This is a genomic window from Xanthomonas fragariae (genome assembly GCF_017603965.1).
In the GTDB taxonomy this organism is placed as follows: domain Bacteria; phylum Pseudomonadota; class Gammaproteobacteria; order Xanthomonadales; family Xanthomonadaceae; genus Xanthomonas; species Xanthomonas fragariae_A.
This window is the reverse complement of sequence record NZ_CP071955.1, coordinates 1,190,055-1,210,063: the sequence shown is the minus strand read 5'-3', so window position 1 is coordinate 1,210,063 and position 20,009 is coordinate 1,190,055. Positions and strand designations below refer to the sequence as shown.

Annotated in this window: 9 protein-coding genes, 3 other RNA genes and 7 pseudogenes; 10 read left to right on the top strand and 9 right to left on the bottom strand. The window is 61.9% G+C overall.

Going from position 1 to position 20,009, the window contains the following annotated elements:
- Positions 1-107: 107 nt before the first annotated feature.
- The 3 genes and pseudogenes from J5I97_RS05570 to J5I97_RS05560 form a co-directional block, all read left to right on the top strand.
- Positions 108-359 carry a WGR domain-containing protein gene (locus tag J5I97_RS05570; protein ID WP_208589865.1) on the top strand — a complete coding sequence of 84 codons (252 nt, stop codon included), beginning with the start codon at positions 108-110 and terminating at the stop codon, positions 357-359.
- A 9-nt stretch (positions 360-368) separates the two neighbouring features.
- Positions 369-1,433: a uroporphyrinogen decarboxylase gene (gene hemE, locus J5I97_RS05565; protein WP_208589862.1), complete on the top strand. Its 1,065-nt coding sequence runs from the start codon at positions 369-371 to the stop codon at positions 1,431-1,433.
- A gap of 51 nt (positions 1,434-1,484) precedes the next feature.
- A pseudogene (locus J5I97_RS05560) lies at positions 1,485-2,105 on the top strand (MFS transporter); the annotation flags it as partial.
- A 291-nt stretch (positions 2,106-2,396) separates the two neighbouring features.
- Here J5I97_RS05560 and J5I97_RS05555 read toward each other — a convergent pair.
- Positions 2,397-5,930, bottom strand: a complete 3,534-nt coding sequence (locus J5I97_RS05555; RefSeq protein ID WP_208591577.1) for a hybrid sensor histidine kinase/response regulator — start codon at positions 5,928-5,930, stop codon at positions 2,397-2,399.
- Positions 5,931-6,205: 275 nt separating this feature from the next.
- Positions 6,206-7,114 (bottom strand): annotated as a pseudogene (locus tag J5I97_RS05550) (ATP-binding response regulator); the annotation flags it as partial.
- Positions 7,115-7,510: 396 nt separating this feature from the next.
- Between J5I97_RS05550 and J5I97_RS05545 the strand changes: the two are divergent.
- Positions 7,511-7,984, top strand: a pseudogene (locus tag J5I97_RS05545) (alpha-L-arabinofuranosidase C-terminal domain-containing protein); the annotation flags it as partial.
- A gap of 7 nt (positions 7,985-7,991) precedes the next feature.
- On the opposite strand, the gene J5I97_RS05540 reads toward J5I97_RS05545, so the two are convergent.
- From J5I97_RS05540 to J5I97_RS05530, 3 genes are all read right to left on the bottom strand, one after another.
- Positions 7,992-8,797 (bottom strand): IS5 family transposase gene (locus J5I97_RS05540; RefSeq protein ID WP_208589860.1). Its coding sequence is split into 2 segments (ribosomal slippage): positions 7,992-8,467 and positions 8,467-8,797, totalling 807 coding nucleotides; the frame shifts between segments, so codons are not numbered across the junction.
- A gap of 157 nt (positions 8,798-8,954) precedes the next feature.
- On the bottom strand, positions 8,955-9,323 hold the full coding sequence (locus J5I97_RS05535) for a response regulator (RefSeq protein ID WP_208589854.1): 369 nt from the start codon (positions 9,321-9,323) through the stop codon (positions 8,955-8,957).
- On the bottom strand, positions 9,316-10,479 hold the full coding sequence (locus J5I97_RS05530) for a PAS domain S-box protein (RefSeq protein ID WP_208589852.1): 1,164 nt from the start codon (positions 10,477-10,479) through the stop codon (positions 9,316-9,318). The genes J5I97_RS05535 and J5I97_RS05530 overlap by 8 nt, the downstream gene beginning before the upstream one ends.
- 203 nt (positions 10,480-10,682) lie before the next feature.
- Here J5I97_RS05530 and J5I97_RS05525 point away from each other — a divergent pair.
- The 3 genes and pseudogenes from J5I97_RS05525 to J5I97_RS05515 all read left to right on the top strand — a co-directional run.
- A non-coding RNA gene (locus tag J5I97_RS05525) (sX9 sRNA) lies at positions 10,683-10,760 on the top strand.
- Between the two features lie 25 nt (positions 10,761-10,785).
- A pseudogene (locus J5I97_RS05520) lies at positions 10,786-11,310 on the top strand (histidine kinase); the annotation flags it as partial.
- Between the two features lie 174 nt (positions 11,311-11,484).
- Positions 11,485-11,580, top strand: a pseudogene (locus J5I97_RS05515) (thiol reductase thioredoxin); the annotation flags it as partial.
- 75 nt (positions 11,581-11,655) lie between these two features.
- On the opposite strand, the gene J5I97_RS05510 reads toward J5I97_RS05515, so the two are convergent.
- The 3 genes and pseudogenes from J5I97_RS05510 to J5I97_RS05500 all read right to left on the bottom strand — a co-directional run bounded on the left by J5I97_RS05510 (position 11,656) and on the right by J5I97_RS05500 (position 17,007).
- Entirely contained in the window at positions 11,656-14,019 is a 2,364-nt protein-coding gene (locus tag J5I97_RS05510) for a TonB-dependent receptor (protein WP_208589850.1), read from the bottom strand.
- A gap of 332 nt (positions 14,020-14,351) precedes the next feature.
- A pseudogene (locus J5I97_RS05505) lies at positions 14,352-15,439 on the bottom strand (ATP-binding protein); the annotation flags it as partial.
- Positions 15,440-15,651: 212 nt separating this feature from the next.
- Positions 15,652-17,007 carry a helix-turn-helix transcriptional regulator gene (locus J5I97_RS05500; RefSeq protein ID WP_208591575.1) on the bottom strand — a complete coding sequence of 452 codons (1,356 nt, stop codon included), beginning with the start codon at positions 17,005-17,007 and terminating at the stop codon, positions 15,652-15,654.
- A 1,072-nt stretch (positions 17,008-18,079) separates the two neighbouring features.
- Between J5I97_RS05500 and J5I97_RS05495 the strand changes: the two genes are divergently transcribed.
- The 3 genes from J5I97_RS05495 to J5I97_RS05485 all read left to right on the top strand — a co-directional run bounded on the left by J5I97_RS05495 (position 18,080) and on the right by J5I97_RS05485 (position 19,430).
- On the top strand, positions 18,080-18,865 hold the full coding sequence (locus J5I97_RS05495; protein ID WP_208591573.1) for a response regulator transcription factor: 786 nt from the start codon (positions 18,080-18,082) through the stop codon (positions 18,863-18,865).
- 344 nt (positions 18,866-19,209) lie between these two features.
- Positions 19,210-19,285: non-coding RNA, sX9 sRNA (locus tag J5I97_RS05490), on the top strand.
- A 69-nt stretch (positions 19,286-19,354) separates the two neighbouring features.
- Positions 19,355-19,430, top strand: a non-coding RNA gene (locus J5I97_RS05485) — sX9 sRNA.
- Between the two features lie 106 nt (positions 19,431-19,536).
- On the opposite strand, the pseudogene J5I97_RS05480 reads toward J5I97_RS05485, so the two are convergent.
- Positions 19,537-19,867 (bottom strand): annotated as a pseudogene (locus J5I97_RS05480) (DUF805 domain-containing protein).
- Positions 19,868-20,009: the final 142 nt, after the last annotated feature.

The window sequence follows — 20,009 nt, the reverse complement described above, 5'->3', positions numbered from 1 at the left end:
TGCGCGGTGCGCTTTTATGTGCGGACCGGCAGCCGGTCGACCCGAATCGCAACGCCCCACTCCTTGCCTCCCCCAGCTTTGAACAGCGCCCAGCTACAATCGGCCCTATGCGCATTCTTCTGCAACACGATCCTGGCGGCAACGCGCCGCTCCGCTACGTCCAGCTGACCCTGCAACCGGATCTGTTCGGCGGTTGGCAACTGCTGCGCGAGAGCGGCCAGATCGGTGGACGCACCCAGTTGCGACGCGACCAATACCTGCAGCAGCATGAAGCCGACCGCGCCTTCGACAAGGTGCGCGACACCCATCTCAAACGCGGCTTCCAACTTATTACCGGCGGCGCCGACGCGCCGCGCTGAGGATCACCAATGCTCAAGAACGATCGCCTGTTGCGGGCCCTGGACCGCCAGCCTGTGGACCGCACGCCCGTGTGGCTGATGCGTCAGGCCGGCCGCTATCTGCCGGAATACCGCGCCACCCGCGCACGCGCCGGCAGCTTCTTGGGCATGGCCAAGAACCCGGACATTGCCTGCGAAGTGACGCTGCAGCCGCTGCAGCGCTTTCCGCTGGATGCGGCGATCCTGTTCTCCGACATCCTGACCATTCCCGATGCGATGGGCCTTGAGCTTTACTTCGTCGAAGGCGAAGGCCCGAAGTTTCGCCATCCGGTGCGCGATGCCGCCGCGATCCATCGCCTGGGCGTGCCGGACATGGAAACCGAGCTGCGTTACGTGATGGATGCGGTGCGCCTGATCCGCCGCGAGCTCGACGGCGCGGTGCCGCTGATCGGCTTCTCCGGCAGCCCATGGACACTGGCCTGCTACATGATCGAAGGCGCCGGCAGCAAGGAATACGCGCGCATCAAGGCGATGGCCTTCAATGCGCCCGACGTGCTGCACCACTTGCTCGGCACCGTCACCGATGCGGTGATCGCCTACCTGTCCGCACAACGCGCAGCCGGTGCACAGGCGCTACAGGTTTTCGACACCTGGGGCGGCGTGCTGTCGCCTGCGATGTACCGCGAATTCTCGCTGCCCTACCTCACCCGCATCGCGCGTGAGCTGGAACGTGGCGACGGTGCCGAGCGCACCCCGCTGGTCTTGTTCGGCAAAGGCAATGGCGCGTATGTGGCCGACCTGGCCGCCAGCGGCGCCGAAGCCATAGGCGTGGACTGGACCATCTCGCTGGCAGATGCCGCCCAGCGCGGCGGCGGCCGCGTCGCACTGCAAGGCAACCTGGACCCGGCCACCCTGTACGGCTCGCCGGAGGCGATCCGCGCTGAAGTCGGCAAGACCCTGGACAGCTACGCCAAAGGCAACGGCGGCTCGCGCGAGGGTCACGTCTTCAACCTCGGCCACGGCATGTCGCCGGATATGAATCCGGACCACGTCGGTGTGCTAGTCGAAGCAGTGCAGACGTTGAGCAAGCGTTGAGCCAGGCGCGATCGATAGCGCGCGGGCGCTCTATCGATCAACAGACCTCCGGTGGTCTTCAGTTATGCGCTGGCGGTGGCGATGTTCATCCCGGCCTCGGGCTGGATTGCAGACCGCTTCGGCACGCGACGCACCTTTCTGGCGGCGATCATCGTGTTCACGCTGGGCTCGTTGCTGTGCGCAGCCGCGCAGCGATTGCCGCAGTTGGTGGCAGCGCGCGTGGTACAAGGGGTCGGCGGCGCAATGCTGCTGCCGGTAGGCAGATTGGCGGTGCTCAAGACGGTTCGGATATCTGATGCTGGCGTTCGGCGTGGTGGCGCTGTCGCTGGCCTTGGGCGGCATTTCCGAACTCGGCCTGCGCCACGGGTTTGTGATGCTGCTGGCGATCGGCGGGCTGACGGCGTTGGCCGGCTATGGGCTGCATGCAGGCAACACCACCAACACTGTGTTTCCGCTGGCCTTGTTCAAGGTGGCCAGTTATCGCATCGGCATTCTGGGCAATCTGTTCGCACGCGTGGGTAGCAGCTCGATGCCGTTGCCGATTCCGTTGTTGCTGCAAGTGGGCTTAGGGATGAGCCCGATGAATGCCCCGGGCTGATGATGGTACCGGTGGCGCTGGCCGGCATGGCCACCAAACGTGGAGCGGTGAAGCTGGTCGGCCGCTTCGGCTACCCCACACCCTGTCGAAGAGGTAGCGGAATAGACGCGCATTGCGAGGCAATGACTACTCAGGGAGTGAGCGATTTGCGAAAAGCGCATCACATAGAGCTTTCCAAGCGTTTCAGAGACAGCTGGCGTTTGCAGAATCGCTTCAAGACGTACGCCTGCACTGACCTGGCCGTTCGCGACTCAGGCTCGATGGCCGCTGTCGCGACCTGACCTGTTTGCAGGCATTGAAGCGACACCTGTGCGCTAGCGCAGATCGGGCGGCATCGCCCGCTCGCACTCGCGGGTTATCAAAGCCTAACCATCCTCGCGCGGACGCGCCCTTCGCAATGTATCGGCAATGATGTCGGCCAGCATGTCTCCAGTGAGCGGCTTGCGCAGGAAACTGTCGAACCCCGCCTCCTGCGCAGTGGGTTCGGCCGCTTCATCGGAGCGCGCGGTCACCGCAATCAGCGGCATGTCGTAGCCAAACACGCGCAACTGCCGCGCAAGTGCGAATCCATCCAGGCCAGGCAAATCCAGATCCAGCAAGGCCAGGTCAAAGCTGTTGTCGGCCGCTTCGGTCAACGCGGCCAGGCCATGCGGCGCATGCACTACCGAGTGGCCCTGCGAACGCAGCAGGCCGAGGATGACCTCAGCGATGGTAGGGTCGTCTTCCACCAATAGGATGCGCTGCGGTGCAACCGCCGCGCCGGCACGCGCGACTTCGCCGCCAAACGTTGCGTTGGAGGCCACCCAGCGCAGCGGCAGATCCACCACAAAACGCGTACCGGCGCCGAGACGACTGATCACCTCGATATGTCCGTCCATCGCCATCGCCAGTTCCTGACAAATCGCCAGTCCCAGGCCACTGCCGCCATAGCGCGAAGTGGTCTTGGCACCGTCGCCTTGTTCAAAGCGCTGGAATAGTCGCGCCTTTTGTTCGGCATTGATGCCCGGCCCGGTGTCGGCCACTTCAAAGCGCAAGCCCTGATAGGAACCGAGCGTGGTCAACTTCAAACCGACCACACCGCGCTCGGTGAATTTGATCGCGTTGCTGAGCAGATTGAGCAAAATCTGCCGAATGCGGGTGGAATCGCCGCTGGCGGTGATGTCGCCGAGCAGGCCCACTTCAAGGCTGAAACGCAGGCCGCGCTCTCGCGCCAGCGGTGCCATCAACGCTTCGACTTCGGCCACGAGTTGGCGTACCGAAAATGGCTCCAGGTCCAGTTCCAGGCGCCCGGATTCGATCCGCGCCAGGTCCAGCGCATCGTTGACCAGCCGCAGCAGATGCGCGCCAGCGCGGCGGATCGATTCGGTATAGCTGCGCTGCTTATTGTCCAGCGAGGTCTTGAGCAGCAACTCGCTCATGCCCAACACCCCGGTCATCGGCGTTCGCACTTCGTGTCCGAGCGTGGCCAGGAAACGTGTTTTGGCGAGCGAGGCTTGCTCGGCCAGTTCCTGTTTGTGCACGGCCAATTGCCAGGCATTCAAACGACGCAGGCGGCGGCGATACAACAACACCGCCGCGGCGATGACGCATAGCGCAAGCAGGCCCAACAAGACCAGGCCCCATGGCGCCAGCCACCAGGGCGGCAGCACCTGAAAGCGCACCGTCTGGGTCGCCGACCAGATGCCGTCGCCGGTACGGCCCTGCACTTCCAACGTGTAACGACCTGCTGGCAGACGCGAGAAAAGCCGCTCGCCACTGGGCCCGACGTCGATCCAGTCCGGGTCGTAACCGCTGAGGCGGAAGCGGTAACCGTTGGATTCGGAGTCGGCAAAGCTGAGCAGGCGCGCAACGAAATGTAAATCGCGATCGCCATCCTCAACCACCAGCGGCTCGACATGGCTGAGATCCAGCCCACGCTCGCCGCGGCGCAGTCCCACCCGTTCGATCACCAGCGGTAAACGGCGGTCGTTGGGTTTGAGTTCGGCCGGATCGAAAATCACCAGGCCGTCCGGCGTTGCTCCGACGATCAAACCTTTAGCCGACTGCACCAAAGACCGCGGCACGAACTGCGGATCAGGTAAGCCGTCGTGCACTCCATACACACGCACGCCACGGGTCGCAGGATCCACCCGAATTAGTCCGCGCATGCTCGACAACCACGCAACGCCATCTCGATCGATCACCAAACCGTTCGGCGCCAATGCCGGGAATTCCTGCTCGGCACCAACAGTGTCCAAATGCTGCAGCACGCCGTTTTTCCATAGATAGCGATGCAGCTCCCCCAGGCCGGCGAACCAGGCGACCTGGCTGTCGCTGAAGCGAAGAGTGAAAATTTGCTCGTTGGGTGCGCCGGGAATCGGTTCGAAGCGCGTGCTGTCCGCATTCCACTGCAGCACCCCACGATTGGTCGCCAGCCACAGGTTTCCTTCCGGGCCGGTCTGCAGTTCGTGCACGACCTGGTCGCGATCCAGTCCGTGACTGCCACGCAGCACGGTCCGTATCACATGCCCCTCCTCGTCGCGCTCCTGCAACCCTACTGCGGTGTTGATCCATATGTGTCCGTCGCCGGTCTGCTGCAAGCTGTCTTGCGAGGCATCCAACGCAGCATCCTGATGAGCGGAGCTCGACCGGCTGGCACCGTCGTTCCAGCTTAGCAATTGGCCGTTAGCCGGATCGAAGCGCAGCAGTTCGGCGTATTGACCAACCCAGACCCTGCCCTTGCGATCTTCAAGCACGCTGTTGGCCCAACTCGCCGTGCCAAGGGTCGATAGCACTCGCTCGATCTTGCCGATGCCCGGATCGACACGCTCGAGCACGCCGGATGTGCCCACCAGCCACAACCGGCCATCGCGTGACTTGGCCGCAGCTTGCGTCGCCAGATTTCCGCCCTGGCCACCATCGTCGATGAGGTTGAACACGACCGTAAAACGGCGCCAGTTCGACGGCAAATGCCAGAGTCCTCCGTTGGGGCTGGCAAACCACACACCACCTTCGCGGTCCTGATAGGCGGACTCCCAGTTGGGGCGGATCCGACCATGCGCCGAGAGACTGTACAACGGCACGTTCTGCACGTCCTTGCCAATCGCATGGCCCAGCCCGGCCAATGTATCGAGCCAATAACTGCCATCGTGGTCGCGTAACAGCACGCCAAGGACAGGGTATTGCGCAGGCGTGTTCCACGAATGCGGACTCAGGCCACCATTGGAATCACGCCGGAACAGCTTGTCGTCGCTGGTGCCGATCCACACACTGCCATCGTGATCTGCAGTGAGCCGGGTAATGATTTGCGCAGTACCGTCCGGAAAGACCTGCCGTTCGAAATCCTTGCCGGTCCAATGTGCGGCGCCATCGGCAGTGCCGACCCACACGTTGCCTTCTGTGTCGACGTCGAGTCGGTAGATGGCATCGTTGGGCAGGCTGTGCGGATCGTCGGCACGGTGGGTGAAATGATCCAAAGATCCATCCGGTCGCAACCGATACAGCCCGTTGATTTCGGTACCGAACCAGATGCTGCCATCTTCGGTGGATGTGATGTTCCAAATCGCAGCGCCACGCAGCTGCGGATAACGGGCGCCATCGTAAAACGTGAAGGTGCGACGCGCGGTATCCAGCATGGCCAGACCAGCCATGCCGGTCCCGATCCAGACGCGGTTACGCTTGTCGACATGGACAGCCCAGACCTGGTTGTCGCGTAGTCCCTCTTCGATGCGCCAGATGCGGTAATTGCGGCCGTCGTAGCGGGCCAGCCCATCGCTGCTGGCCAACCACAGATAGCCGTTTTCGTCCTCATCGAACCCGTACACCATGTTGGACGGCAGCCCATCGGCCACCGTCAACTGGCGCGGCTGCGGCAACACCGGCACACCGCCCAGCACCAGCGTTGGCCAACCGCACAGCATGACTAGGACCAGCAATGTGCAACGCGCGATTACAGTAGTCGCCAGCACGCGTGAGGCGAGGCATTTGGGTTGCAGCATGCGTTCTTGTTTCCTTTGGACGCATAGTGCGGACCGCGCCCGGTGCTGGCAACACGTGCGGCTGCGATCTTGGCGATCGAGCGCATTGGACAGCCATCGCGTGCGCGCGTTACTTCCGTTACTTCAAGGCGCGGCGCCAGCGTTGGTCGAAGATGGTCGACCATCAACCAGCGCCCTCGCCCATGCAAGGGTATCGGCTGGGTGTCAGCGCGTACCCGCGCGGCCGCGATCGCCTGTACAAGCAAATCAGCCGTCACCGGCTTGCGCAGGAATCCATCGAAGCCTGCGGCCTGCGCTTGCGTCTTGGCGCTGCGATCGGTACGTGCGGTAATTGCCACCCGTGGCCAAGCTGGCGCAGCTGCGATGCCAGTGCGAACCCGTCCAGGCCCGGTAGATCCAGATCCAGCAGCGCCACGTCGAAACCGCCATCTACGGCTTCCGACAACGCCGCCAACCCATGCGCGGCCTGCACCACGCGATGGCCACGGCCGATCAGCAGGCCGCAGATCACTTCGGCCACGGTGGGGTCGTCTTCCACCAACAAAATGCGAAGCGACTCGCCCGCCACCGTCTGTACCTGCCCACTGGCGATGCGCACGCCGGAGCGGTCGAGCGGCAACGGCAGGTCCACGGTGAACCGAGTACCCATGCCAAGCCGGCTACGCATGCGAATCTTGCCCTTCATCGCCACGGTGAGCTCCTGGCAGATCGCCAGCGCCAAACCGCTGCCGCGGTAGCGCGAACTGGTGCGCGCGCCTTCGCCCTGTTCGAAGCGCTGAAACAAGCGTTTGTGCTGCTCCGGCCCGATGCCGGATGCCGGGCCCCGAATCGCGCACCTTGAAGCGGAGGTTGCCGCCATGCTGACTGATCAAGAGCGCGACCTCGCCGCGTTCGGCAAATTTGATCGCGTTGCCGAGCAGATTGATCAAGATCTGGCGCACCCGCGTGGCATCGCCCAGCACCACCAGATGGGCAAGCAGTTGATTGCGGTAGTGGAAACGCAAGCCGCGCGCTTCGGCGATGGGATGCATGAAATCGGCCAGCTCCTGAGCAAGCTGCGATGGGTCGAACGACTGCTGCACCAACTCCAGTTTGCCGGAGGGCAAACCTTCAGCCGGTCCGAACCGGCGCATGCGCGGGGTCTCGATCTGGTTCACCCCCGCTGCATCCGCGCCGATCAGCAGGACTAACCCAGCGAACAACGACAACAACACGTTCTGCATCTTCATCCTTGTCCCAATCGCCGGCTGCGCGGCAGCGCCTGCCCCGCACGGTGCACTGTACCTGCTCCGCGAGGGCTGACCCTAGAGCGTGTTGTGCACTTTGGGATGAGATGGGTAGGTGGTCAACGGTGCGGAGCCGGTGCTGCATGGCGCCGACCTGGCTGGCGCCAAGGCAAGCAGCGCGGCAAATGCTACGTGCCGCTGACCACCAACCCGTCCGGGAAGTGGGCTGTGGCGCGACGACACTGCGTTGCACTTCGCGAGTGAATCCAACGCGCCTGGTACGGCGGCTTGCCGGGTTCAAACCCGGGCTTTCTGCATCAGCGGAACAACCTGCGCAATGCGTTGGCGGCCTCTTTGAATATCGACATCTTCCGTGCGCATGCCGAGCGCATGCCGAGCGCATGCGCATGGCCAACATCGCGCAGATGGTCAACATGCCGCAGGCGGTGACCCTCACCGATGGCGACAAGATGGTACTGACGCCCACGTGGCACGTGTTCGCGCTATACAAGCCCCACCAGGACGCCAACCACCTGCAATTGCAATTGCCCGAGTATCGCTACGGCGATGTGCATGTGACCGTCGTGCACCGCTCGACCGTCAAGGCCAAGGACGGACACGTTTATGTCGCCTTGACCAACCTGGATGCGAACGCGGCGACGAACGTCAGCGTGCAAGTAGAAGGTCCGCCCCACACGGTATCGATGGAAGATCCTGACGGCACCGGCGATCACCGCACACAACACATTTAGAGCGGCTAACAAAACCCAGGAAGAAGCCGTAAGCAGATGATGGAGCATGCAAGCGAGAGCAACGCCAAGTGGAGATCGATGCGGCGTTCAAAGCGGATGCGCAGTTTGCCCAGGCCTGCGAACCAGGCATGCGTGCGCTCGACGACCCAGCGATGACGGCCCAACCGGTCGTTGCGCGCGATCCCCTTGCGTGCGATCCGCGCAATGATGCCGCGCTGCTTGAGGAAGGCGCGACAGCGGTCGATGTCGTAAGCCTTGTCGGCGTGCAATTTGTCTGGCCAACGTCGCGGGCGCCCTGGTTTGCCACCAATTGGCGGCAAGGCGTCGATCAACTCCTCGAACACGACCGAGTCGTGCCGATTGGCGCCGGTGACGCACACTGCCAAGGGCACGCCGTTGCGGTCCACGATCAGATGCCGTTTGCTGCCGAGTTTGCCGCGATCGGTCGGGTTTGGCCCGGTGTAGGCGCCCCCCGGGGGGAGGCCACACTGGCGGCGTCCAGACTGGCTCGGCTCAGATCCAGCCTCTGGGCGCGACGCAGTTCGGTCAGCAACACATGGTGCAGACGATGCCACACACCGGCGGCTTGCCAATCACGCAACCGGCGCCAGCAGGTCATGCCGCTGCCATAGCCCAGTTCCACAGGCAGGTCTTCCCATGGCATGCCCGTGCGCAAGACATAGACGATGCCGTTGAGGGCTTGCTGATCACTGATGCGCGGCCGTCCACCTTTGGGCGAACGCTTCACTTGGGGAATCAGCGGCTCGATGCGCTTCCACAGCGCAATGGGGATCTCTTTGCGACGTGTCATGTCCGCAATTTTGCCACCGGCGAGACAAGATTCAAGGGGTTTTGTTAGACGCTCTTAGACCGGCAAACCGTTTTCATGCCCAAAGCGCTGCGCTGTGAGCGAATGCAGGCAAGCGGCATCGAACGCGCACGCACCGCCTGAAAACGCGAAGCAACGTTTACGCGTTGGCGGCAGCGCCTTTCAGCATGTCGATAAGCTGACGCAAGCGATAGGGCTTGGGCAGAAAATCGACCTGTGCCGGTAGCGGCGGCAGCTCCGTCTTCGCAAATCCGGATGCCAGAATGACGCGTGCCTGCGGCAGCAGCTGCGCCACCTGCTCGCTCAATTCGATGCCCGACATGCCGTTGGGCATGCGGATGTCGCTGAACACCACATCGTACGGGCCGTTCTCGCGCAGCATACGCAGCGCGCTGTGGCCATCTTCGGCGGTATCGACGGTGATGCCTGCATCGCGCAGCGCCTCGCCGATCAATTCGCGCAGTTCTTCTTGATCTTCAACCATCAGCAAGCGCAGGGTTTCAGCCATGCTCGCCCTCCTCGATGGCCGAAAGATACAGGATAACGGTGGTGCCGCGTCCGGGTGCGGTCTCAAGCTCGACAAAACCGCCGGACTGGGACGCAAAGCCGAACACCTGGCTCAATCCCAGGCCGGAGCTCTTGCCCACATCTTTGGTGGTGAAAAACGGTTCGCTGGCGCGTTGCGCCACAGGCGCGGACATACCAAGGCCGTTGTCGCGCACTGCAATACCGACGTAGCGGCGCTGCGGGCCATGCGGATCAGACAGCGCAACGCGCAGCGTTGCGTCGGTCGCCACGACGATGGCACCGCCCGTAGGCATTGCATCGCAGCTGTTGAAAATCAAATTGAGCAATGCCGCTTCCAGCTGACCGGGGTCTATGCACACGTCCGGCAATGCTTCGGCCAATTCCAACGACAGGCCGACGCCGGCCGGGCACGCGCGCCGCAGCAATTCCAGCGAACCTGCCAACACATCATTAGCGGCATGACGCTCTGGGACCAGCCGCTGCCCGCGCGCAAAGGCCAGAAGTTGACGCGTCAGCAAGGTGCCGCGATCCACCGCAGTTTGCGCCGCGTTTATCAACATGCGGATTCGCGCATCGTCGCCGCTGCGCAGCGCGATCAGATCCAGGCTGGTTAACATCACCGTCAACAGGTTGTTGAAATCGTGCGCTACACCCAGCGTCAACTTGCCTAGCGCTTCAACTTTCTGCGAACCCAGCAACGCATGCTGCGCCTGTTGCAGCAGACGCTGCGCTTCATGCCGCTCGGTCACGTCGCGGGTGACCGTGGCAAAGCCGACCAGCACACCGAGTTCCAGCACCGGCTCGATCACCACACTGGCCCAGAAACGGCTGCCGTCCTTACACACGCGCCAGCCTTCGGCAGCAAAGCGCCCTTCGCGTGCGGCGATTTCCAGGTTGTGGGTCGGCTCGTCGCGTTGCACATCCTCGGGAAGATAAAAGCGCGAAAAATGCACGTCTAACACTTCGCCTGCGCTGTAACCCTTGATGCGTTCGCTGCCCGGGTTCCAGCCACGCACATAACCGCCCGTATCGAGCAGACAGACCGCGTAATCGGCCACGCTCTGCACCAACAACTGACACTGCCGGCTGTCGTAAGAAAACGGCCCTGCACTGTCGACGGCAGTTTCCGCATCCATCGCGCGATGTTTCCCCCTTGAAAGCGCGCGACCATAGTGAAGAGTGCGTGAAGGCAACGTGGAAGCCAACCCGGCCGGAAAAGCGTCAAAATCCAGGCGATTTTTGCGTGAATCTTATCGGCTACCATGACTTCCCTCTAAGAGAGGCTAACAAAACTACCACGCTCACCGCCAGGCGGGCGCGGCCGGTGCTCGGAACCGGCATGTACCACTCGTACACTGCGGTTCCTCCGGGCCGTCCGCACTCACACCTGGCGACTGCTCGCTACGTTTTGTTAGCCGCTCTAAGTTCGGCCTGCGCACCTTATGCAGAACATCTCGACCGCACGCGACTGCTGAATCCGGGTCATCGCAGGGGCCCCCTGGGGATGGAATTGGTCACTCGACGCCGCTATGCGGTGTGGTTGACCTAGTTCGTGGCGGTGGGCGTGACGGTCTTTCAAAACCGTCCGCAAGGACAGATGGTGGTGGGCGCGCTGTCTTGCGTACTGCTGGCGATTGGATTTCATCTTGCGCCGCCGAGCACCAATTCGAGTTTCTAATCGGTTAATCGCAGTATTAGCGACGTGTGGTTTCTGGCAGTGGCGCTAGCGGTGACGCAGGCGGTCAGCGCGCGTCGCCAAGCAGAGTCTGCGCTGTGGATGCAGCAGACGGAAAACGCCATAGATAGCAGTCTGCGTGGCGATCAAATCCCTGAAGATCTGGCCGATGCCGCGATGTGCGCACTGTGCGACACGCTGGATGCGCAGGTGGGTGCGCTGTATCGCATCGACGGCGAGCGCCTGCGCTTGTATCGGCTGCGCCGCGTTGCCGACCGACACACCGAGGACGGACCACTTCGTCAAGGCGCACTGCGGCACACTGCAGGCATGCAACGAAGACGGCGATGTGGTGTTCGAAGCGAAACTGCGACGCCATCATCTAGCGTCGTAAGCGCAGCACTCGAATATCGTCACAGCAATGCCAAGTCGCGTTATCGCGCGGATGTTGTGCGATCACCGCCGCATGACCGACGCACCGCTGCTGATCGCCTGCCCCAGCTACGCTGCGATGAATTGTGTCGAGCAGAAGCGCCTGCGCGATCGGCCCAAGGCGGCAACTGCCACAACCACGCACCTGGCTCAGACCGACCATGCGACCATCGCTACGACGCACATGCTGCAGTAATGCAGCCGCTTACTGCCAGTTGACGTTGACCGACACGCCGATAACGCGCGGTTCGTTGTAGACCGCCGCCATGTAGTTTTCGATCACACCCTTGACGTTCTTCTGGTTGGTGATGTTGCGTGCGAATGCCGCCACTTCCCACGCACCATAGCCGCCGGTGTAACCGAGTTTGAAGCCACATTCGAAATTGCCGTTTGCGCGGAACTCGGTGGAGTCGTACAGCACGAAGCTGGTTTCGCCCTGCTTGTTCCAATCGGTAGAAACGAAGAACGCACCGTCGTTACCCAGCGGGATGTCATAACGCACCGCCAGATTGAGGTTGTACTTGGGTGCGTTGGGCAGTGGGTTGCCGTCAATCTGCGCAAAGGTGTTGGCACCGACGCGGATGGTGGGGTCGTTGACCGTGCACACCACCACGCCATTGAGCGAGCAGGCCTGCGCATAGACGCGATCGTCATGGATTTGGCTGTGCAAAAGGCTGAGGCCGGCGGTCAGCGACAGATTGGAGATAGGGCGCCAATCCAGATCGGCCTCCATGCCGTAGGCCTTGGCCTTGTCGGCATTGAACAGTACGCCGTTGCCATCCGAATCGTTGCCGTTGAGCTGGATGTCATCGACCGTGTAGGTGAAGCCACTGACATTCAGGCGCAGGCGATTGTCGAACAGGCTGCTCTTGATACCGGCCTCCCATGACAGGATGGTTTCCGAATTGGCGGTGGTGAAATCCGAATTGAATACCGCGCTGCGGCCCTGGATGGTCGGGCCGCGAAAGCCACGCGCCAGGCGTGCATACATGCTCAGCTCGGGATTGATTTCGTACATCGCGCTGAGATCCCAACTGGGCTGGGTGTCGGACATGCGCACGTCGCGGCGTCCGCGATAGGTCACCGCACCAGCGGCGGTGTCGGCGGTCTTGAGCAGACGGGTTTCCTTGGTGTCCTTGGTCTGGCGGATGCCGGCGGTCAAGGTGAGCGCGTCGGTGGCCTTGTAGCTGAGCTGGCCGAAGCCGGCCCACGAAGTATTGGTATTGCGCAGGCGCACCCAGTTGTTCGGATTGCGCCCGGCGGTCTGCAGGAAATACGCACGCTGATAGAAATCGGTGGTGTCGCGGCCATCGAAGTAGAATGCGCCCACCTGCCATTGCAGTGCGTCGTCGCCTTCGCTGGTCAGGCGCAGTTCCTGCGTGTACTGATCCAGGTCGCGGATCTGGCCCATCGACTGGCCAAAGCCATTCGGCACACCATTGACCGGGGCATTGGCCGCCGCGCCGCCATCGGTATCGCCACGGCTGTAGCCGGAGGTGGTTTCGTAGGCGGTGATGGAGGTCAGCGACACGCCGCCGAAGTCGTAGATCGCCTTGATCGAACCGCCGTCGGTCTGATACGCCTGCGGGTTGTCGTGCGCCTCATCGTAGGCCACGCGGTCGCGCGGTACGTCGACCTTGTCGCTGCCGCGCGTCACCGCATTGCGCAGGAACAAGGTGGAGGTGCCATCGTAATCGCGCGTATGCACCGAGCCCAGCAGCGAGAACGCATCGTTGGGCTTCAACAGTACCTGCAGGCGCGCATTACGGTCGTTGTAACCGCCCATCGCATTTTTGCGCGGGGTCTGCGTGCCATCGGCACTGGTGCCGGCGAAGGTGTTGTCCACCCAGTCGTCGCGATGCTGATACAAAGCCGACACACGCAACGACAGCACCTCGTTGATCGGGCCACCGAAGCCACCATCCAACGACACCGTGTTGTCGTTGCCGTAGCTGGCATCGACGCGACCGGTGTAGGTGTCGCTGGGCTTGACGGTGTCGAACTTGACGATGCCCGCAGTGGTGTTGCGGCCGAACAAGGTGCCCTGCGGGCCACGCAACACTTCGACCTGATCCACGTCGTAAACCGGGTTGGACTTGAGCACCACGTGTTCCAGCACCACATCGTCCTGGATGATGGATACCGGCTGCGAGGCACCGAGATAGAAGTCGATATTGCCCAGGCCACGGATATAAAAGCGCGGGAAGATTCGCCCGGTGGTGGTCTCGGCGTAAAAGCCCGGCACGCGACCGGATAGGGCCAGCAGTGTGTCGTCGCCGCCAGCGGTGTATTTGCGCATCGCAGCGCCCTGCACCACACCCACCGAGACCGGCACGTCCTGCAGGTTTTGCTCGCGATGTTCGGCGGTGACAGTGACGGTATCCAGCGCGATCGGGCTGCCCTCGCCCTGAGTCGTCGGCGCTTGCTGCGCAGATGCCGTTGCAGCCATCGAGGCAAGCAACAGGCAGGCACAGGCGTGTGCGAGCGGCGTGCGCAGCGGCGCAGTGCGCCGGCGAATGACCTGCGTGGTTGACATCAGCGATGGAGAGGCAGGCAAGTACAACGACATACAGGTTGATCCTTGGGTGGTGATGCGAGGTGATGACGCGAGGTCGAATCCGTTCGGCATAGGCATGCTGTCGGTCGGCGCAGCGTGACCTCGCGCGCACGATATGTCCGCAATGTTGCAGCGCGGTGGCAGACGCGCCGGCCCGCAAATTCGCCAGAGTGCGCACAGCCATGCCGCGACGCACCGTTGGCATGGCAACACGTCATGCCAACGTGTCGCGATGTGCTGTCCCCGCTGGTGCTGCGCCAGGCCGTGACCATAGGGAACTCTCTTGAAACGACTTGGATGGATAGTGGGCGTGCCGGTCGCACTGAGCTGTTGGCCAACGGCATTAGGAACGGCACCACCGCATAGCGCTTTCCGTAGGCCACCGGCACGCCCATCGCGCGGAACAGCATTGGTTCGAAACCGCTGTCGCTATCCAGCGATCACATGCACCGCACCACGCGCCGGCAACTGCTGCGCCGGAAGATCGCCCTGCGAGGTCGGCACCCGCACGTGTTTCGTCAGCAACACGAACAAACGCTCATCGCACAGCACAGCGCCCGGCAACGCCTCGTTATGGCGCAGCAGAATGCATCGCCATGCCTCGGGCTGCTGACGTGAGACATCCGCCAGACCCTGCACCAGGGCTTCGGACAAGGCATGCAGCACAGCGGTTCGAAGTTGCGCTCGAAACGCACGGCGGACTCGCGCTGCCGCGCCGCGCCACGCCATGCCATGCCGCGCCTGCAGCGGGTGCAATGGCACCGTATCGTGCATGCGCCACGGCGGAGGCACGGGGTTGATCGGCTGCGCGTCGGCGCCGATCCAGATCGGCTCGCGCAGTAGCGCGACAGAATCTCGCGCAGCCGCCCTTCCTGCGCCAACGACAGCTAACCGTTGTGCAGTGTTCCAGTACCACTTCGGTGCCCATCTGGGCACGCGCCGGGATCGGGCTGACCGTGTAGTGCTCGGCATTGCTGGAGATGTAGCAGGCCCGGCGCGGGCGTCTGGCACGACCTGGTACGCACCGTCACCTGCCACGCCAGCACAAAGGCAGAAAAAACCCCAGCCCGAACATGCCGATGAGGCCACTGTCTTCGTGCTCGCGCTGACGCAGCCCACGGGGGTAGGCCCGCGTCCACGGTCGCCAGGTAATTGTGGATTTCCTGCTGGGTCAGCCCGGCGCCGGTGTCGATGATCCGCACGATGCCCTGGACGGAATCGGCGTGCACTTGGATGCGCGATTCGCCCTGCCAATCTGGTTGCTCCATGCGGAGACGCAGGATCGAGTCGTGCGTGTTCTGCACCAACTCGCGCAACGCGACCACCGGTGTGGGTTACGGATGTTTACTGAGGGCGGACATCAATCCATTCAGACGACGCCTGCGCGGCGGACCTGCGAAGCATCCGCGTCCCAGGGGATATGCTCTTGCATGATCGGTCGTCGTTTCCTCGGCGGCCATGCCGATCTTCGGAACGCGCCTTCCGCGCGGCAGTGCGGGCAGAAGAGGATAGCCGCAAGCCACCTCGCACGCACCTCGCACTCTTGGAATCCTGCCCTGCGCTGGAGGAAGCCGACGACTGAGTCACTTCACTGAACAACGATACGCCACGACGACGTCACTGCGGGGCCGTGGCGCGAAACGGCTAGCGCTGCAAGGTTTCCATCGGCGCCTCGTTAAAGTGTTGGCGGTAACCCTTGGCCAGCGCCGAGCGGCTCCCGACGCCCCAACGGCTGGCCGCCTGCAACACGCTGCCGCAGCCGCCTTCGGCCAGCAGCTCGTCGCGGATGCTCTGCATCCGGTAACGGCGCAGCACCTGGGTCGGCGACAGCCCGGTAGCGGACTTGAACGCCTGCTGCAGCGCGCGCCCGGTGACCCCGATCTGCGCGGCCACTTCATTGATCGACAGATCCGAGCGGTGCGCGTTAGTGATCATGTAGCTGTAAGCACGCCGGTACTTGGCCGGCAACCGTGCAGAAATGTCGTCGCTGACATGCGCCGGAGTGCCACTTTCCAGCAGGCGCGGCGCCTGCACCTCGCTGCGCAGACACTGCACGGCGCCCAGCGCATAACGGTTGTAGAGCAACAGCGCCTGTTCGGTACGCCCCATCGCTTGGCTGATCTTGGCCTGGCAATACTCGAATTCCAGATTCCAGCGCGGCGCATGATGCCGGCCGGCACCGGCCAGGGCGCGCTCGGCCAGATCGGCACGTCCCACCGCCAACGCGGCGAGCGCCAGTTCCACCTGCGCGTCCTGTCGGGCGCACGGCGGGCAGCCGGTCGCCGCGGCCGGCAGCGCATCGATCTGCGCATCGAAGCCGAAGGTATCGCCGCCGGCAATCCGCAGCAGATTGCGCACGTGCCGCATGCGCTGTGCAACCACCGGCATGCTCTCAGCCAGATCGGCGATACAGGCGCGCAGCTCGTTGGGCTCAAACGCATGCGCTGTATCTTCCTGGCGCAGCGTGGCCTGCCAGAACACGTGGTCGCTCATGCGGTCAGTGCGGCGGATGCGCAGCTGCGCAATCATGTCCAGGCGCAGCGCCGTAGCGATCCGCAGCCAGTCGGCGGCACCGCTCTCCAATTCGGCCAGCACTTCGTTGGCACGCTCCAAGGTCTGCAACGCGAGCGTGCTCTGGCCCAGGTGGAAGTGAGTCAGCGCCTTGCCCAACAGACTTTCGCCGCAGAGGGTGGGCGGCGTCTCGCGATCCATTGCCAACTGCGCAAAGCAGTTCAACGCGGCGCTCAGCCGCCGCTGACTCAGCATCAACCAAGCGGTATTACGGCACGACAGCAAACGCAATTGCCGCTGATGCCCGCGCATCGCCTTCAAGGCATGCCGGTATGCATCTTCAGCCTCTTCTTGATACTCCAGGATCAGCAGCGCATCGCCGCTTGCGCCGAACAGGCTGACCCCGTCGTCAGCGGCATCCGAGGCGCCCTGCCCGTCTCGACGCTGTTGGAGATGCTGCAGTCCTTGAGGCCAAGCACCAACCAACATCCTGCTCGTATAGATAGGGAGATGTTCTGCGTACGACAACGCAGAGATCGCTGCGAAGTAGGTGGAAAGGATCATGCCAGGTCTCTCTCTTTAATGAGGGGCGGAGCAAAAGACAACAAACGCCGTTCTGGCTGGCGTGAATGATTGTATGCAGCCGATCCAATGGAATTTCTCACTTTAAGACACTGAGAAAATCAAAAAATCTCACTCTGCCCTCAAACGTGCGCATCGTACGTTGCGTGCATCGAGGGAAGTTTTTGCATACCGTCGGCGTTGTCATGCGCAGGACACACCACGCCATTCGATTGAGTATTGATCTAAGCGATTTCCGCAAAAGCACTGGTGCAATCGGGCAACGTCTGCGAACGCGCAGCTTCCCCGCACATTGACCGTTGTCGACCTCTGTCATGGGACTGACTGCCTGAACGTCATGAGAGCTACCCCCATTTCTTCAGCCCTGTAATCGCAGGCATAGCGCGCCGTTCATTCTGATCGACATATTCCAAGCGCGATCCATACAGACATGAATCGCAATAGATTGGTCTAGACCTCTCTACCCATTGGCTCCGTGCGCGTAACGATGTAGCACAAGGAAAGCTTTGAACAACTCTTCCATGCGCTTTCGAGCAACAATTGAGGCAATCGCCGATATGCCTAAGTGCTTGATTTTCAGAATGGAAGATCGTTGCGTTTGAGCAACATTCCAAGTTCACTCGCCACGTCATGAGTTGTTCAGAGCTTCCCTGGGTCATCAGGGCCGTGTGTGCCCGTGGCAGTCCCTATGCTGCTGTCACAGACATGCATGCTTGAACTGTAAGAGCTCTGTTACGCCTAGATGAGCGCAGGTTAAAGCCAACCTACGCAAATCCGAAGAAACGTGCGCAACGATGCAACTTTCTGGCTCTGCAATGGTACATACCATTCGTCATGATAATGGTCACCCCCCCCCCCGGCAGCCGAAAGGTCTGGCAATGCACTTATCTCTACATATAGGTTTTGTATTGGCACCGGTCGCCGGTCATAGGCATCCGACCTACGACTGGTGTGTATGCCGTCATGGGAAGGCCGGCTGATGTACGGCAATCCGCCCAACCAGCACGGATCTGCTTTCCTGTTGACGCAGGACGCGCGTCTGGCATCGCAGGTCAACGCCAGCCTTGCACCGCTTCCACCGAGTTTTTCGGTGTTCTCCGATGAACTTGAGCTCCTGCGCTCGCTGCGGCATTCGGCTTGCGAGCTGCTGATCTTCGATGCGACCTGTGTTGCATCCGACGACAGCTCTGTGCTGGCTTGGCAGCACTGCCATAGTGGTCATCCCACGCCGCTGATCGTGCTGGGACGTTTCGATTGCGCCAACGACATTCTGGCTTGGTATCGCGCAGGCGCGCAGGACGTGCTCGCGCTGCCATTCAATTCGCACGAACTGCATGTGCGCGCAGCCTTGGCGATTTCGCCGGTGGCGCAGGCTTGCCCGGAAACACAGCATCTCAGCCTTGGTCCGTACCAGTTGATACGTGACGAAAACACCGTGTATCTGCACGGCAAGCCGATCGTCCTGACTGCGCGTGAGTTCTCGATTGCATGGCTGCTGTTTTCCAGCCCCGGCGTGTGCTTTCGCCGCTGCCAACTGGCCAAGGCAGTATGGGGTAGTCACACCGAGTTCACAGACCGCACCATGGAGCAGCACATCTACAAGCTGCGCAAGAAATTGCAGCTATGCAATCACAGCGGAGCGGTGCGCATCAGAACTGTGTATTCGCACGGCTACAAGCTGGAACTGTCCGCGCACGACAAGGATGCAGTGACGATGATCAAGGCCGTCAGTTCCAGCCCGGCGCATCGCGCGGCGGCTTGCTGAGCGAGCGTTGATCTGGCTCCAGGGAACTTTTGAACAACTCACGGCGTAGCGAGTGAACTTGGAATATTGCTCAAACGCGGCGATTGTTCATACTGAAAATTAAGCACTTACGCATAGCAGCAATCGCCTTGGTTGTTGATCGAAGGCCCATGGAGGAGTTGTTCAAAGCTTCCATAGATGCATTGCACATCGCCAAGTGCATTCGCTGCGCGCCATTTCGATGTTGCGACGCCGCTAAAGTCCGCACTTTGCCGTCATTGAAATGGTGCGCTAACAGATTAAGAGCGGCTAACAAAACGACTGCGCTCACCGCCAGGCGGGCGCGGCCGGTGCTCGGAATTGGCATGTACCACGCGTACACTCCGGTTCCTGCGCGCCGTCCGCACCCACTTGACGACTGCTCGCTACGTTTTGTTAGCCGCTCTAAGAGCGGCTAACAAAACGACTGCGCTCACCGCCACGCTGGCGCAGCCGGTGCTCGAAATCGGCATGTACCACGTGCACTTTGCGGTTGCTCTGCACCGTCCGCACCCACCTGGCGACCGATTGCTACGTTTTGTTAGCCACTCTAAACCGCACGTGATGGCCCGCGCCCCGCGATCACTAGCGCAACGTAGTAACGATACGACGGAAAGACAACGGCACATGGAAACCCCTGAGCCGTCTTTCAATCACGTGTATTGCAGATTACTGCTCGGATTCTCGCCGTATTCGTTCGGGCCGGGCGTGCCCTCGATGCACATGAAGACCAGCAAGACGATAAAACCGACGTAAGGCACCAGGCTGATCATGCCAATAGCAAGATCGTCAATACGGCGAACAACCCCGGGCCACCGGACCGGGACCATTTTCGCCGCCCAACACTGCTGCAGCGATGGCAAACAAGCCACCGAGCACCGCCAGGACCAAGAACTGCATCAGCGCAAACATCCAATATTCCTCGCGACGCGAGCGAGCGTTGAAGTCGGCACAGCGCTCGATCGGCAGCAGCATGCATTCCATCGTGACTCATTCTGGTAATGAGCAGTGAGCGGTGTATGTGATCTGGCGGCACTGCGCAACGGGCCGCACATGATGCCATAGTCGCACTCTGGTGAAAATAGTTTCTTTGCCGCCAAATGCATATCGCCAAGCGCTGTGCGAC

What these genes read in the sequence shown, in the direction of transcription:
- J5I97_RS05570 (WP_208589865.1), top strand. Translation starts at nt 108, where the DNA reads ATGCGCATTCTTCTGCAACACGATCCTGGCGGCAACGCGCCGCTCCGC.
- hemE (WP_208589862.1), top strand. Translation starts at nt 369, where the DNA reads ATGCTCAAGAACGATCGCCTGTTGCGGGCCCTGGACCGCCAGCCTGTG.
- J5I97_RS05555 (WP_208591577.1), bottom strand. Translation starts at nt 5,930, where the DNA reads ATGCTGTGCGGTTGGCCAACGCTGGTGCTGGGCGGTGTGCCGGTGTTG.
- J5I97_RS05535 (WP_208589854.1), bottom strand. Translation starts at nt 9,323, where the DNA reads ATGGCTGAAACCCTGCGCTTGCTGATGGTTGAAGATCAAGAAGAACTG.
- J5I97_RS05530 (WP_208589852.1), bottom strand. Translation starts at nt 10,479, where the DNA reads ATGGATGCGGAAACTGCCGTCGACAGTGCAGGGCCGTTTTCTTACGAC.
- J5I97_RS05510 (WP_208589850.1), bottom strand. Translation starts at nt 14,019, where the DNA reads ATGTCGTTGTACTTGCCTGCCTCTCCATCGCTGATGTCAACCACGCAG.
- J5I97_RS05500 (WP_208591575.1), bottom strand. Translation starts at nt 17,007, where the DNA reads ATGTTGGTTGGTGCTTGGCCTCAAGGACTGCAGCATCTCCAACAGCGT.
- J5I97_RS05495 (WP_208591573.1), top strand. Translation starts at nt 18,080, where the DNA reads ATGTACGGCAATCCGCCCAACCAGCACGGATCTGCTTTCCTGTTGACG.